The following is a 14,100-nucleotide window of genomic DNA, read 5'->3' as shown; positions in this document are numbered from 1 at the left end:
CAGGATTACGCGCTATGTCCTACCGACTTTATGTTCATCCCGTCGCCCTGTTGCCCTCCGGTGAGGGCGGTGAGAGCTGGCATTACGACTGGGTCCTCCTGGACTCTGGCGGTGTCGCGGCCGCCCAGGGGGAGCAGCAGCCACAAGCCGATATCGAGCAGGTACTTGCCCAGAACGATGTCAGTCAGGTCCGTCTCATTGGGCTCTTGCCCGCCCATCTGGTCAGCTATTGCCAGGCTCATATTCCGGCCAAACAGCTGCGCTATATCAGGCAGGCCTTGCCCTTCGCGGTCGAAGAGCAGCTAGCCCAGGAGATTGAAACACTGCATCTTGCCCTCGGGCAGCGCCGGGGCGATAACTGGGATGTAGGGGCTATCGATAATAGGGAGATGGATGTCTGGACGGCGCGACTGGATTCCTGGAAGGGAACGGTACTCGCCGGCGTCTATCCCGATGCAGATCTGGTTCCCCTCGGCGACGCCCAGTTGGCCATTGTCGTTCAGGCAGATGAAGCGCTCATTCGCGTTGCACAGGGGGGCTGGTTCCGTATTCCTGCTGAAGGGCTTGCGCTTTTTGTCGACGCACTTCTGCATCAGGCACTTCAGTCCGACGAAGCTGTACTTATTGAGCGCACCATCAGGGTCTATGGCAAGGAGGACGCGCTCGAAGCGCAACGCGTGGCTCTGGCAGCGATGGAGCAGGAGCCCGGTGTGACAGTGAGCCGGGAAGTGCTGACTATCAGTACCGCGGCGCTGCTCGCCCATGCGCACCATGGTGGCATCGAAGATGCCGTTAATCTGTGCCAGGGCAAATTCGAGCCCGATAGTGGCCGCGCCTCTGTCTGGAAACAGTGGCGTGCAGTAGCGGCGGTTGCCGCAGTGTGGTTTGTACTGCAGGTTGGCATAGAGCTGGGGCAGGGATTCTATTACGAGTCACAGGCGGAGCAGCTCGAAGCGCAGGCACTGGATGCCTACCGCTCGGTTTTCCCTGACGAACCGGGGCTCACAGCCGCTAATCTCGAACGCAGGCTAAGATCAAGGCTCGCAGCCAATGACAGTGGCGGGAGTAATCTGGAGTTCCTGACGCTGATGCAGCATGCCGGATATCAGTACTCGGTCATGCCTGGGCGAAATCAGACCCAGTTCGACTCGATCAATTACTCCCGCCAGCAGGGCCAACTGCGTATTGACGTGCGGGCTGACGAATTTGGTCGTCTGGACAGCCTCAAAAGTGGCCTTGAGCAGGTCGGCCTGCAAGCGCAGATCGGCTCTGTGGTCAATGAAAAGTCTGGCTCACGTGGTCGCCTGACGGTATCGGGGGGTTAAATGTTGAAATCTCTAATGCGCTCTCCCGCTTTGCAGAAATTAAGCTCGGCGTACGATCACCTCCCGCGCAGGGACCAACGCGCGGTTCAGTTGCTGGCCGTGGCTCTGGCGATCGTGGTGGTGATCTTTCTGATCTGGCGTCCTGCTCATCAGTACAGCGAAGATGCCGAAGCGAGAGCCAAAGCCGCGGCTGAGGCCGCAGCATGGCTGGAGGTTAACCTTGAGCAGGCCAGGCAGTTGGTCAGCAGCGGCCAGAATTCTCCTGCACAGCGAGTAGACGACAGCCGCTCATTGATGAGTACAGTCACGGTCAGTGCGCAGGAAGCCGGTCTTTCACTCCAGCGCTTCGAGCCCAGTGGCGAGGACAAAATGCGCATATGGCTGGACAATAGCGCCTTTGACGACGTTGCGAGATGGCTCGAAACACTGGCCGAGCAATACGGTATCGTTGTCGATCAGGCAGCTATCGACCGCGCTGGCGAGCCCGGCCGGGTTAATGTTCGGATTACGTTGTCCTCCTAGCTATTCTCTCCCTGGGTAGCGACCCGCGCCGCGAGCCGCTACCATTGCCTCTGCATGCATACTCCCTTAGTGTTCGGCCGGATTCCGGCGGACGCGTCCCTGTTTCATTGTCTATATTGCCGAGGAGAGGCCATGACCCAGTCCAGGGAATACGATCTGATCGTCATAGGTGCGGGCTCGGGGGGCGTGCGCCTGGCCCGCATGTCCGCGAGCTATGGGGCCCGTGTTGCTGTTGTGGAATCGCGTTACCTTGGCGGGACGTGCGTTAACGTTGGCTGTGTGCCCAAGAAATTGCTCGTTTACGGCGCCAGTATTCATGAGGCGCTTGAGGACGCCGCAGGTTACGGCTGGACCGTGCAAAGTTCAGATCGGCAGTTCAGCTGGAAAACCTTGCGCCAAAACAAGGACAAGGAAATCAATCGGCTCAACGGGATATACGGCCGCCTACTTGAAAGCGCTGGCGTCACACTGATTGAAGGCAGCGCGGCAATCAGTGGGGCTAATGAAGTAACCGTGGGCGATACAGTCTACCAGACCCAACGCATCGTTATTGCGACCGGTAGCTGGCCGTATATTCCGGACATCGCGGGTAAAGAGCATATTGTCTCCTCAAACGAAATGTTCTATCTAGACACTCTTCCAGCCAAGGCTGTGGTCTGGGGTGGTGGCTACATTGCTGTGGAGTTCGCGAGTATTCTGTCAGGCTTGGGAGTCGACACGACACTGGTTTACCGGGGCGAACTTTTTTTGCGCGGTTTTGACGAAGATGTCCGAACAACTGTGGCCCAGGAACTGACCAAGAAAGGCATTAACCTCCTGTTCAATACAACGGTTGAAGCCGTAGACGCGACAGATGCCGGCGGGTACGTGGTTCAACTGAGCGATGGCGAGACACTCGAAACCGGCCTGATTATGGCTGCGACCGGACGTCGCCCCTTGACCGAAGGTCTCGGGCTTGAAGCAGTCGGCGTCGCCACGGCAGAGAACGGCGCGATTCAGGTCGACAACGCGTTCCAGACAAGTGTCCCGACCATTTATGCGCTGGGGGACGTCATTGGCACTCCGCAGCTAACCCCTGTAGCAATAAACCAGGCCATGGTGTTGGCGCGCAACCTCTTTGACAGCGGTAGCGGCGTAATGGATTACGAATATATTCCTACTGCGGTGTTTTGCCACCCTAACATCGGCACTGTCGGTATGACTGAGGACGAGGCGAGGGAGGCGTATGGTGAACTGCGTATCTATCGCACCCAGTTTCGCCCTATGAAGCACACACTGTCGGGCAGGGATGAGCGAACCATGATGAAGCTGATTGTCGACGACGACAGTGACAGGGTGGTCGGTGCCCACATGGTCGGTCCCGATGCCGGTGAAATCATCCAGGGCATCGCGGTTGCACTGAAGGCCGGGGCCACAAAAGCAATCTTCGACAGTACGGTTGGTATACACCCGACTTCCGCAGAAGAGTTCGTTACGATGCGAGAGGCCGTCCAGTAGGGCAGATGGCTAGGGCTGATGGATAGGGCTGATGGATAGGGTAGATGAGCAATCAATCGTAAGGTCGTAAAGCAGTAGGCAGCAGCTTTAAAGGACAGCGCCTGCAATCGCAGGCGCTGCCGTGGTTTTGCCTACTGGAGCAGCGTTGCGCCTAAACCCCCGCTTCACCCAGCGTCAGTTCTCTCAGCCATGCCTTGATCTGCTTCAGGTGAATCTCTTCCTGTGCGACGGCGCGTCTGAACTCCGACGCTGTATCCGTCAGCCCCATCTCTTCGCAAAGCTCAACCAGAAGCTCCCAGGCGCCATTATCGGTCATTTCAGCGGTCAGTATGGCCTCGAGGCACTGACTGAGAGAGGTACGAGGTTCGGTCAGAACCTTGGTAATGCCGAGTGACGAGAGAGCAGCGGCATCCGCATCCGGGGTCTGGGCCGTGGGGTCTGCACCGATAGAGTCCATGACCTCCTTGACCATCAGAAAGTGCTCTGCTTCTTCATCGCGGAACTGCTTCAGCAATGAAACAGAAATGATCTTCCCGCCCGGGCTGCTCTGATCAGCCTCACACTTCATGATGAGCGCGTCATAGAGCCTTACTCCCGTTCGTTCGAACGCGAGACGTTCCCCAAGTTTGTTGATCAGAATCTCCGGGCTGTGGCCTGTCAGCTTTTCCTTGCCCGAAGTGAGCACGCCTTTGAACGTTCCGGGTACCGGCACAGAACCCACAGGTGTGTTAAGGCTTATATAGCTATTCCGGATAGCGGCCATGTCAGCAGCACTTACCGGCCCGACGCTGAACAGGTCATTGCCTTTAAGCATGGCTTTGGTTAGACGTGGCGCCATGTCTACGCCCGTCTTGTTCATGCCCAAATGATCCGTGTTTTCCATAAATATGCTCCTTGCGGTGTCTTCCTCGTGATCGGAACGTGGGGCTTAGACGCTTGAGGGCTTTCGCGCGAGCTCGGTACCCGGTTCCCACTTGTAGCCAGCCGCAACCGCTTCAGTAGGCGAACCTTCGGAATTCATATGCTGGCGGTAATCCAGAGAAGCATGGTTCTCATCGGCCTTATCGACAAAGTTCGGACCATTGGCTCTGAGATTAATTTCCTCTTCCAGGGTCTTGCGCACGAAATCGCGCTGGCTCTCGAAGGGAATTGGATCCGGCAGTCGCTCCGGTAGAATCTCGGCGGGATCGCGGTTCTCGTACTTTTTGAACAGGTTTTTTACCAGATCAAGATGGCCCAGCTCGTAGTCGAGGAACCGCTCCCATATGGCTTTAATGCGGGGGTTGGTCTCGCTCTGGACGAAGCTGTAGTAGTTATAAGCCTCGTTTGCTTCATAAAGCAGCCATTTTTCCAGCATCGTTTCGTTGGGGTCGATAATCGAGCCATACTGGGTTACGTGCTGCTCTTCGATTGATGCGATTTCTGCGTAGAGCTGGCGCGCTACGGGGTCAGAGAAAGTCGGACCGATATTCATGTAGTAGTCCCGCGTCTGATACTCACCGGACATGATGGTCAGAGCATGCATCTTGGAAATCGGTGCCGCTGTTTTCCTGTCGTAGTGGTCGCGCAGGTCGTCATGGGGATGACGGTGTTCATCCATTGTTGCCCGGCCTGGCACGATATCCGTATAGCTCTGCAGGATGTTGTTGGCATCCTTGCCTTCGACCCGGTCAAGCAGGGCGGAGTACCGGTACATGTGGTCAAAATCTTCCAGCAGACCGAACCTGTATACCTGTGCAAGGTAAGGATCCGGTTCGCGCTGAGCTACCGCTGCAGTGACTTCGATGGCCACCTGTTCATAGCCGATCGTTGTCTCGATGGGTGAGTGGTCGGAGGACAGCAGCCAGTTGATCATTGTCTGTTGGTGGTGCTCCTGACGGCGGACCTGAGCCAGCGGCTGACGCAGTTCCTTGTTCATCTGTGAGCACATGTGTTGGAAACGGTTGGCCTGCTGTTCAAGCCCGTTTGCCAGTATCACCCGTACCCGGGTAAAGGCATCGTCGTCCAGCTTGCTGATAGGGTCCTGGACCAGCTCTCGCCACGTGAATTTCTGCTTGTCGAGCGGAGTTCCTTTCGAATCCAATAGGTTAACTGACATTATTCCTCCTGAAACTTGCCATTTTTTAGTCGATCCAGACCCATCCGCAGCCGTCCGTTTCTGCTTTAGCTTTAACCCGGATCGGCTTGAAGCCGAGTTGGCTCGGCGAGTTCAGCTGCCAGGTCTGGTGGGCGTGTACCTCGGGCAGACGCTATGCATGTAGCGTACCGAAAAGCCGCCTGGGCTTTCCGCCAACGCCCGATCCCTGGATCGCCAAATCATAGGTTAAGTTCAGGCGTCGGCTTACACCTTTTGCCCGGTAAATTTTACGGTCGGCAATGCAATGATTTCATTGCATCGGACCGTTTTCCTGGGTGCGGCGATCATTACAACGGTTCCTGGAAGATGACAGCGATAAAGTTTGGTAAGTAACTCATCTGGACCGAAAACGGCCCGATTGTCACTGTTTTCACCGGTTAGGCGACCGCAGGGCTCGATATTGCAATTAAACGCCACTCAACCGATTCTGACGTATGCATTACGGTAAATTTTACCGCCTTGACAATAATCGGCAGTGAGAGGAAATTCCTCTAAAACGCCATTCTTTTCAGAGAGATCGAAGCGTTGTCTCGCCGTTCAGTGAAAGCTATCCCTGCGTCAAGGAGGACGTTCATGTTCGTAGTTGCCCAGGCCCCTGTAGCTCGAAGCAACGGACCAGTACCGCTGGCCCGGACCTTAGCCAGGGGACATGATCTTCCTCTTTGTGGCTTTCAGCAGGCCGCCTACCGAGCAAGCTGCCCATGAGTAATCTGCACGTGGTAAATAGTGCATCTCAGTCGGTTGGGGACAGCAGGGCAGAGCGAAACGGCGTAAAAGTCAGCGAGAAGTTGCCCCATCATGAAGCGCAAACCCCACGCGTGGTCAAAGCCCCTCAGGTGCTGATCGTCGATAGCGATATAAATAGCCTGAGTCTGCTGGCGCAGCTCGTTGCAAAAGAAGGGTTTATAACCTATACGGCGACGTCGTTAGCCGAGGCTCAGAAATGCATTTCCCGGCGTTGCCCGGAACTCATTCTGCTGGATCTGACACTACCGGAGAGCGACGGCCGTGACTTATTGAAGGTATTCTCGGCTCATCAGAAGGGCAAGCACCCCCAGATTGTGGTTATCAGTGACAGCTCCCGCGAGGCGGTCAACCAGCATGCTCAGCCGATTACGGGCTATCTCGTGAAACCTATTCAGCTGCCTGACCTGAGGCGGGTGCTCGATAACGCCAGCGGGACAAGCGGCGCCGAACGGGAATCCTTAAACTGTCGGGACGATGTCCGCAAGCCAGACCGTTTTGGCAGACTTATGGGCAGCTCGCGGGTGATGCAGCGGGTCTATGACCAGATAGAGCGCGTGGCACCCACTTGTGCCTCAGTGTTGCTGACCGGAGAAAGCGGAACCGGTAAAGAAGTCGTCGCTCAGACTATTCACGAACTCAGCAGTCGCCGGGGCGCACCTTTTCTGCCCGTTAACTGTGGCGCTATCTCGCCCCAGTTGATTGAAAGCGAACTTTTCGGGCATGAGAAGGGAAGCTTTACCGGCGCCGTTCGCGATCACCGCGGATTTTTCGAGCGCGCAAACGGCGGCACGCTTTTCCTGGACGAGATCACGGAAATGCCCGTCGAGTTGCAGGTTAAACTCTTACGCGTGCTGGAGACGCGTTTCTTCGCGCGCGTCGGCTCAGACCGGGAACTTGAGACAGACGTCCGGATCGTCGCCGCTACAAACAGAACGCCGGAAGACGCCGTGAAAGAAGGCTTCCTGCGCGAAGATCTCCTCTATCGTCTCCAGGTTTTTCCCATCCATTTACCACCTGTTCGGGATCGGGGAGAGGATATCGGCCTGCTCGCCAGTTACTTTCTGGCTGAACTCAATCGCAAAGAAAGGGCCTCGAAACGTTTTTCCGAGGCTGCGATGGAAGCACTCGAACGCTACCACTGGCCGGGCAACCTTCGGGAGCTGAAAAACGTTGTCTATCGGGCATTCATTATGGCCGATGACGTAATCGAAGGGACGCACTTTCCTGGCGAAATCATAAACGATGAGAAAATCGTTGGGCCAAGCTTCACCGTGCGGGTCGGTTCATCCGTTGCCGAGGTTGAGAAGAACCTTATTATGGCCACGCTTGAGCAGTGTGAAGGCAAGAAAGAGAAAGCAGCTGAGATACTCGGCGTCAGCGTCAAGACCCTTTATAATCGCCTCAAAGACTACGAGCTCTAAAGGCAACGTCTCTGAAGACTTCAAGCGCTGACTCAAGACAACGCTGTATACCGCTAATTAATATAGCTATATCTGGCCCGGCGCCATAGGCGTCAGGCTGAGCGTGATGACAGCCATTTTGCATTTTAAACCAGTGGTTTCTCTTGGAACATCGCATTTCCCCGCTTTCTCCGCGTAAATGTTCTGCCTGCGGCGTTCACCACAAGCTCTGTGTTTGCAAACAGTGCCATATGGTAGAGGGCGCGCCTCGCCTGTGGGTTCTCCAGCATCCCCTGGAACTCGGGCACAGCAAAGGGACGCTGCGGGTTGCGAAAGCCTGTTTGCCCAATCTGCAGGTAGTGGTAGGCGAGGGCGGTGCAGACTTTGACGAACTACAACCCAGGATCGATACAGCTAGAGGTGCGCTTCTGTTCCCTGGCAGCGGAAGTGAAGGGCTCGAGTCTTCGCATCCCTGTCTAAGCCGGGACTGGATCTTGCTGGATGCAACCTGGCGTAAAGCCCGTAAAATGCTCCTGATGACACCCTGGTTAGCCGCGCTGCCCCGGTATGAATTCACCCGTCCGCCTTCCTCTAGCTACCGCATTCGTAAAGGACCGAACACGTCGAGTCTCTCCACGCTGGAAGCTATCGAGCACCTTATTACGCTTACAACTCCAGCATGCGACACTGCTCCACTCCAGGAAGGGCTACAGGCCCTGGTGCAGGCTCAGCTCAGCCAGATTCCCGTTGATATACAGCACCGCTATGAATGAACTGCTCATCGAGGCTCTTGGCCCGTTTCAACTTCCGCTCGCGAACAAGTTCTATCGCGGCGAGGGCTCCAAAATGCGCGCACGGCGCGATGAACAGGTTTGGATCGCCCGGCTTGACGGTAAAATCGTGGCGGCATTGCGGTTTCGCTCTTGTGGCGGGTGGCAAACAGCATTTGGCGGCTCTTATCCTGACTCAGGCGAGCCGATCAGTCGTGACTGGCTCGACGGCCAATGGCTACTGGGTGTTTTCACCGCAACGGATTATCGCAATCGTGGAATCGCCCGGGCGCTTATCTCGGCCGGCATAGCGAAAGCGGGTGGGCCAGTATGGCTCTTTTGCCAACCGAACCTTGGATCTTTCTATTCCCGTCTCGGCTTTGGCGCGGCGTTGACACTGCCAGAGCCGCTGGCGTCGCGGCTCGAGAGCTATCGCCGAAGTCAGCAGCTGGATGCATGGGTATGGCTTGAGGACGCCAAGACACCAGGACATCAAAGACACCAAGACACTAGCCTCGGATAAATCGGCCTAGCAGATCGAGCAGCACCATGGGGAGTTTATCTACCTGTGGAAGCATGGCGTAGCGGCGCGGCCCGAACATGTAGGGCATGTACTCGGGAGCCTCCCTGTCCACTGTAATGCAAAAGGGATGGATACCTTGCATGGAGGCTTCAGCCACGGCTTTTCGAGTGTCTTCGACACCATAGCGGCTCTCGTACTGATCAACATCGTTCGGCTTGCCATCGGACAGCACGATCAGAAGCCGGTTTTGTGCGTTTGACCCCATAAGTGTGGCAGTAGCATGGCGTAGAGCTGACCCGACACGTGTAAAGCGGTCAGGCTCCAGCGACGCTATGCGACGGTAAAGCGTCGGGGTGGCCTGTGTATTGAAACTTTTGATCTCGGTTACGCAGACCTGGCCTGGCCCTTCACCTGAGAAAGCCTGGATCGCATAGGGGTCCCCCAGTGCCTCAAGGGCGCTGGTTACCAGCACCAGACTTTCCTTCGCTACGTCGATAATGCGGTGGCCGCCCGAAACCCAGGCGTCGGTAGATCCGCTGATGTCGATCAGTAACAGTACCGCACAGTCCCGCCGAAGGTTCCGATCGCATTGGAACAGCCGCTCCGACACAGGCAGCCCCGCCCGTTGGTCGGCGAAGGCGGAGACATACTCCTCAATATCGATGTCGTCCCCGTCGATCTGCCGCCGCTGGGCCTGACGCCGGGTCCGCATCGCTTCGAAGCGACGGCGCACATCAGCAAGCTGGCGGCGATTTCTGGCGTTTACTGCAGTGATCCAATCGGGATCGCCTAAAGCGGGATTGAGCAGGCGGACGATTGTGCCGTGTGCCCGGTAGTTGTCGGCCTGGTAGTCCCATTCCGGATAGCTGATGCCGTTTGCCAGGTCAGACCGACCGCCAGAAACCGATTCCCGCGCAGGCGTTTCATCACTGGTCATGATTTCTTTGGCTGGCTCCGGCGTAGTCACTACTGTCGTTTCCTGCAGCTCCGAAAGCGACTCCGACATGCCGCCAGCGTCGGCTTCCTGTTCTCGGTCTGCGGGACGCTGCATGCCCATAGGGTCTTCAACGTGCTCCATGGGAATGGCGGGCTGTACCATCCAGATACCGGCATTGGGGTCCTCTTCATCGTCTTCGCGCTCGCGCACCCGGGGACGGCGGGCCATTTTCCGCTCATCCGGCCGCTGTGTGCCGGGATCGCTGGTCCAGGGCTGCTGTGAATCAGTCTGTATCACCGCCTCTGGTGTCAGCCAGACACCGATCCAAGCATCAGGGAGAATACCCCAAAAACGTTCTTTTCCCGGTTGGTTCTTTCCGGCCTGCTCTAGTGCCCAGTCCAGAGACTCGCCCGCGTTACTGCATGGCCTGATTGGCTCTGGCAACGCGTTAGGTGGACTCCGGAGCACCGCTCCATAGAGCTTCTCGGCGTCTCGCTCTGCATGCTGTAGCAGCTTGAGTTCGGGTCGGCCAGCCAGCGTGGCATCACGCATCGCGATCAAGTCAGCACCTAACCCCGGATATAGCCGCACCAGATCACGATCCGCATTAGCCGCTTCGCTTAGGAGGAAGAACAAGTAGGCCCAGGTATTCTTCTCGATCTGACGCACCGAACGGGTCGAGTAATGCTGCGCCGCCTCCCGCCGCCGTGCCCGTTGAACCTGTTGAATGGCATAAATGCGATACAGCGCATCCGCTGAAAGAGGCGGACTCCCAATCGGGGTGACTTCAGCCGGCAGAAAGATTCGGGTGCCGTCCTGCCCCGGCAGGGCATGAGTCTGAAACAGGCGTTTCGGCCGACGCGTGAAAAGTCTCGTCAAGTACGTGGGTGCGGCTGGGGCCTGAGCCATGCGGACCGGGTACTTCTGGTTGAATAGTGACTGCAGCAGGAACTCCAGCCGTTTCCTGTGCGCTTTGAGGGTATGGTGAAACGGAACCGGCGTGTGCGTTTTGCGCTGCCAGTAGTCAACGATGTAAGCCGTGGCGTGCTCAGCTGCATCGGTGATGACGTCTTCAGCTTCAGCCATGGGGCGCCTGTCTAATCCACCAACACGACATTAACAAGATCCCGCATGGCCGCAGCAATCGCAGGGTCATCGGTCAAAGGCGAAATAAGACCCACATAGCAGGCCTGACGTGGCGCTATGCCCCCCTGTATCAGGCGACCGGTTGCTACGAGAAGGCGGGTGCTGGGGACCTCTGCCAGACCCTGGTCTGTCAGATCGCGCATCCTGCTGCCAAGATTGACCAGATCCATGCCTGTTGCGCGGTCCACGCCGCTTTCGTGCATGACTATCTCTGCTTCCTGTTCCGGGGGAGGAAAGCTGAAATCAAGGGCGACAAAACGCTGCCTTGTGCTGGGTTTCAGGTCCTTGAAGGCATGCTGGTAACCTGGATTGAAGGATATGACCAACTGAAAACCCGGCGCTGCCGGGACAAGCTCTCCGGTCTTGTCGATGGGCAAAATGCGCCTGTGGTCGGTCAGGGAGTGAATCACGACGATGGTATCCTGGCGGGCCTCCATCACTTCGTCCAGATAGCAGATCGCACCCATTCTGACAGCGCGGGCCAGCGGGCCGTCCTGCCATACAGTTTCGTTGCCGCGGATCAGATACCGCCCGAGCAGGTCGGTTGCAGAGAGATCGTCGTGGCAGGAAACGGTGATCAGAGGCCGACCGAGATGCCATGCCATATGCTCAACAAAGCGGGTTTTCCCGCAACCGGTCGGGCCTTTCAGCGCGACTGCGAGATTTCTCTTATGGCACTGCTCGAAAATTTCCGCCTCGTTTCCAGACCTCAAATAGAAGGGCGCATCGCGCGGCGGCTGTCGCGCACCGCCCTCAAACTCGGACGATGGGGCAACGGACGCCACGGCAGGCTTTTCAGTCTCTCTGACCCCGAATGAGCTCATCGGGCCGATCCCTGGGCCTGACTGCGTCGATCAACAGGGCTTGTGGCGGCGCCTGCATTGAGGGGAATATCGTCAACCGTGCGAGGCGGTGTGCGGAAAAAGTCCCAAATGAAGAGCATAACGCCAACCACGAAAAGCGACGCCGTCGCGACAAGCATGAGAAAGTGGATCTGTATCTTGTGCTGTGTTTCCAGATACCCCAGCCCCATGATCCGCTCCAGGTAAACCTGACCGATGCCGGCCGTCGCGAATGAAAGCGTCATGCCGAACATCCCGGCCATCTGCAGCCAGAAAGCCCAGTAACCGATTCCCCGAACATCCTCAGGGCGGTTGCGGGTGAGATAGGGCAAGGTGTAGGTGACGACAGCCAGCACAATCATCGCATAGGCCCCGTAGAACGCGGCATGGCCGTGCATGGCGGTGATCATGGTGCCGTGCGTCCACTTGTTGACAGAGGGAAACGTGTGTGCAAGGCCCAACAGGCCTGCGCCAAACAAGGTGTAAATGGCACTGCCAACCGCCCAGTGGACAGCGAGTGAGTTAGGATGCGCGAAGCCTGTCCGACGCATGGCCGTGTAGGCATACGTTGCCATGGCAAATAGCGCAAGTGGCTCGAGCGCACTGAAGAAGCCGCCTATGGGAAGCCAGTAGCCGGGCACGCCAATCCAGTAGTAATGGTGCGCCGTACCAATGATGCCTGCGAAAAAGACCAGCCCGACGATCACGTAAAGCCACTTATCCATGACTTCCCGATCGACCCCGGACAGACGAACCAGGAGAAAAGCCAGCAAACTCGCCTGGATCATTTCCCAGACCCCTTCGACCCAGAGGTGAATAGTCCACCAGCGGTAAAAAGTGGCGACGGTATAGTTCTCGTAGTGCAGGAGCGCCGGTAAATAGAGCACCGCCGCAAGGCCAAGCCCGCCCAGGAGGACCCCTTCGGTGGTTGTCCAGCGCCCGGCTTTTTTTATGGTCATCAGGATGTTGTAGAGGAACAACAGCATAACAACCACAATCGCAATTTTATGGGGCAGGGGCTGTTCCAGAAGTTTGTTGCCGGCGGTCCAGCGGAACAGATAGCCGATGACCGCAGTCACGCCCATCACAACCCAGATGATCAGGCTGACATAGGCAAGCTTGACGCTGTGCAGTTCCCCCCTCGACTCCTCAGGCACCACATAATAGGTCGCCCCCATGAAACCGCATAAAACCCAGACAATCAGCAGGTTTGTATGGATGGTCTTGACCACATCGAAGGGCAGGATGTTGAGAAGCGGGTCCGGGCCCAGATACTTTACGGCGGCGAGCAGACCAAAAACCAGCTGCAGGCCGAACAGAACCATGGCAACGGCAAAGTACCAGTAAGCGACCATTTGTGAGCGATAGCGCATGGCGACACTCCTCCGTGAGTATTGTTATTTAAGTGTCAGCAGGTACTCGACCAGTTGGTCGACCTCTTGTTCGGTCAGGTCCAGCTCGTAATTGGCAGGCATGAATGACTGGCCACCCGATGAGTACATCTGGCCAGGGACGACGTACGCACTGGGATTGACGATCGACTCCCGGATATATTCCCCGACCGTTGTCGCCTCGCCAGTGTAATCGTCACTGTTCAGCACTGATTCCGCGGTAAGCGCTATACCTGCCAGGCTCGGCCCCGCCATGCTTACGCCTTTGGCAACCGAATGGCAGGCAAAACAGCCAGGCGGCGTGGAGCTGAATAATGCCTCGCCCTTGGCCACCGGCCCGTCGGAAGCAGAAACGGGTATGGCTGGCTTACCGATGTTGGTCCCGGGGATGGTTTCTCCCGACACCAGGATGGGCCTTGGCGGCCAACCCTGATTGTCGATATCGGCAATCCATTGCAGGAACACCAGAACGTCATCGATCTCCTGGTCTGACAGGCCCATGTCGGGCATTACCCGGCGGTGTCTTTCCTCGGAATAGAATTGCGACGGGTCCTTCATGAACGCTGTGAGGTAGGGAATGCCGCGGTGGTCTGTGATCTTGGTCAGGTCGGGCGCATAGTACGCACCCTCACCGAAAAGGGTATGGCAATTGACGCAGTTGTAATCGTGCCATACCTGCTTGCCCCTCAGCACCTCGGGGGTAATATTCTCGGCATGGGTGAGATCGTCAAAACGCGTATGGCTGTGAAGGGTCATGCCGATGAATGCTGTAGCTGTGACAGCGGTGGCGATTATGGCGAATAGCCGGGCCTGCTTGCGGGTCATGTCAGCGTCCTCTCGTGCCTATCGAAAAGCGAGCGTGT

12 protein-coding genes are annotated in these 14,100 nt (G+C 57.0%); 6 read left to right on the top strand and 6 right to left on the bottom strand.

Annotation, left to right across the window (positions count from 1 at the left end):
- The first annotated feature begins 14 nt into the window (after positions 1-14).
- The 3 genes from gspL to gorA all read left to right on the top strand — a co-directional run bounded on the left by gspL (position 15) and on the right by gorA (position 3,344).
- A complete protein-coding gene (gspL, locus tag soil367_RS09035; protein ID WP_136548794.1) occupies positions 15-1,325 on the top strand; it encodes a type II secretion system protein GspL in 1,311 nt (436 codons plus the stop codon).
- Entirely contained in the window at positions 1,326-1,847 is a 522-nt protein-coding gene (gene gspM, locus soil367_RS09030; RefSeq protein ID WP_136548793.1) for a type II secretion system protein GspM, read from the top strand.
- 132 nt (positions 1,848-1,979) lie between these two features.
- A complete protein-coding gene (gene gorA, locus soil367_RS09025; RefSeq protein WP_136548792.1) occupies positions 1,980-3,344 on the top strand; it encodes a glutathione-disulfide reductase in 1,365 nt (454 codons plus the stop codon).
- 151 nt (positions 3,345-3,495) lie between these two features.
- Here gorA and soil367_RS09020 read toward each other — a convergent pair whose 3' ends face one another.
- Together soil367_RS09020 and soil367_RS09015 are read right to left on the bottom strand one after the other, a co-directional pair.
- The gene (locus tag soil367_RS09020; RefSeq protein WP_136548791.1) at positions 3,496-4,227 is read right to left on the bottom strand and encodes a ferritin-like domain-containing protein; all 732 of its coding nucleotides are present in this window, start codon (positions 4,225-4,227) and stop codon (positions 3,496-3,498) included.
- Between the two features lie 45 nt (positions 4,228-4,272).
- Positions 4,273-5,442 (bottom strand): hypothetical protein, encoded by a 1,170-nt coding sequence (locus tag soil367_RS09015; protein WP_136548790.1) that lies wholly within the window; start codon positions 5,440-5,442, stop codon positions 4,273-4,275.
- Positions 5,443-6,182: 740 nt separating this feature from the next.
- On the opposite strand from soil367_RS09015, the gene soil367_RS09010 reads away from it, so the two are divergent.
- The 3 genes from soil367_RS09010 (at position 6,183) to soil367_RS09000 (ending at position 8,921) form a co-directional block, all read left to right on the top strand.
- Positions 6,183-7,649, top strand: a complete 1,467-nt coding sequence (locus soil367_RS09010; protein ID WP_136548789.1) for a sigma-54-dependent transcriptional regulator — start codon at positions 6,183-6,185, stop codon at positions 7,647-7,649.
- A 143-nt stretch (positions 7,650-7,792) separates the two neighbouring features.
- Positions 7,793-8,401: a tRNA-uridine aminocarboxypropyltransferase gene (locus tag soil367_RS09005; RefSeq protein ID WP_172962308.1), complete on the top strand. Its 609-nt coding sequence runs from the start codon at positions 7,793-7,795 to the stop codon at positions 8,399-8,401.
- Positions 8,394-8,921: a GNAT family N-acetyltransferase gene (locus tag soil367_RS09000; RefSeq protein WP_136548787.1), complete on the top strand. Its 528-nt coding sequence runs from the start codon at positions 8,394-8,396 to the stop codon at positions 8,919-8,921. The genes soil367_RS09005 and soil367_RS09000 overlap by 8 nt, the downstream gene beginning before the upstream one ends.
- Here soil367_RS09000 and soil367_RS08995 read toward each other — a convergent pair.
- From soil367_RS08995 to soil367_RS08980, 4 genes are read right to left on the bottom strand one after another with little or no spacing between them, the layout of a single operon-like run.
- A complete protein-coding gene (locus soil367_RS08995; protein ID WP_136548786.1) occupies positions 8,908-10,944 on the bottom strand; it encodes a nitric oxide reductase activation protein NorD in 2,037 nt (678 codons plus the stop codon). The two genes, soil367_RS09000 and soil367_RS08995, sit on opposite strands and share 14 nt — an antisense overlap.
- 11 nt (positions 10,945-10,955) lie before the next feature.
- The gene (locus soil367_RS08990) at positions 10,956-11,828 is read right to left on the bottom strand and encodes a CbbQ/NirQ/NorQ/GpvN family protein (RefSeq protein WP_136548785.1); all 873 of its coding nucleotides are present in this window, start codon (positions 11,826-11,828) and stop codon (positions 10,956-10,958) included.
- Positions 11,825-13,219 (bottom strand): cbb3-type cytochrome c oxidase subunit I, encoded by a 1,395-nt coding sequence (locus tag soil367_RS08985; protein WP_136548784.1) that lies wholly within the window; start codon positions 13,217-13,219, stop codon positions 11,825-11,827. The genes soil367_RS08990 and soil367_RS08985 overlap by 4 nt, the downstream gene beginning before the upstream one ends.
- Before the next feature lie 24 nt (positions 13,220-13,243).
- Positions 13,244-14,062: a c-type cytochrome gene (locus soil367_RS08980; RefSeq protein ID WP_136548783.1), complete on the bottom strand. Its 819-nt coding sequence runs from the start codon at positions 14,060-14,062 to the stop codon at positions 13,244-13,246.
- Between the last annotated feature and the right edge of the window lie 38 nt (positions 14,063-14,100).

Origin of the sequence: Hydrocarboniclastica marina, assembly GCF_004851605.1 — a bacterium.
GTDB lineage: Bacteria > Pseudomonadota > Gammaproteobacteria > Pseudomonadales > Oleiphilaceae > Hydrocarboniclastica > Hydrocarboniclastica marina.
Note: the sequence above shows the minus strand (reverse complement) of the source record. Positions and strands in the feature narration are given on the sequence as shown.

Coding starts and splice junctions, on each gene's coding strand:
- gspL (WP_136548794.1), top strand. CDS start 15: ATGTCCTACCGACTTTATGTTCATCCCGTCGCCCTGTTGCCCTCCGGT.
- gspM (WP_136548793.1), top strand. CDS start 1,326: ATGTTGAAATCTCTAATGCGCTCTCCCGCTTTGCAGAAATTAAGCTCG.
- gorA (WP_136548792.1), top strand. CDS start 1,980: ATGACCCAGTCCAGGGAATACGATCTGATCGTCATAGGTGCGGGCTCG.
- soil367_RS09020 (WP_136548791.1), bottom strand. CDS start 4,227: ATGGAAAACACGGATCATTTGGGCATGAACAAGACGGGCGTAGACATG.
- soil367_RS09015 (WP_136548790.1), bottom strand. CDS start 5,442: ATGTCAGTTAACCTATTGGATTCGAAAGGAACTCCGCTCGACAAGCAG.
- soil367_RS09010 (WP_136548789.1), top strand. CDS start 6,183: ATGAGTAATCTGCACGTGGTAAATAGTGCATCTCAGTCGGTTGGGGAC.
- soil367_RS09000 (WP_136548787.1), top strand. CDS start 8,394: ATGAATGAACTGCTCATCGAGGCTCTTGGCCCGTTTCAACTTCCGCTC.
- soil367_RS08995 (WP_136548786.1), bottom strand. CDS start 10,944: ATGGCTGAAGCTGAAGACGTCATCACCGATGCAGCTGAGCACGCCACG.
- soil367_RS08990 (WP_136548785.1), bottom strand. CDS start 11,828: ATGAGCTCATTCGGGGTCAGAGAGACTGAAAAGCCTGCCGTGGCGTCC.
- soil367_RS08985 (WP_136548784.1), bottom strand. CDS start 13,219: ATGCGCTATCGCTCACAAATGGTCGCTTACTGGTACTTTGCCGTTGCC.
- soil367_RS08980 (WP_136548783.1), bottom strand. CDS start 14,062: ATGACCCGCAAGCAGGCCCGGCTATTCGCCATAATCGCCACCGCTGTC.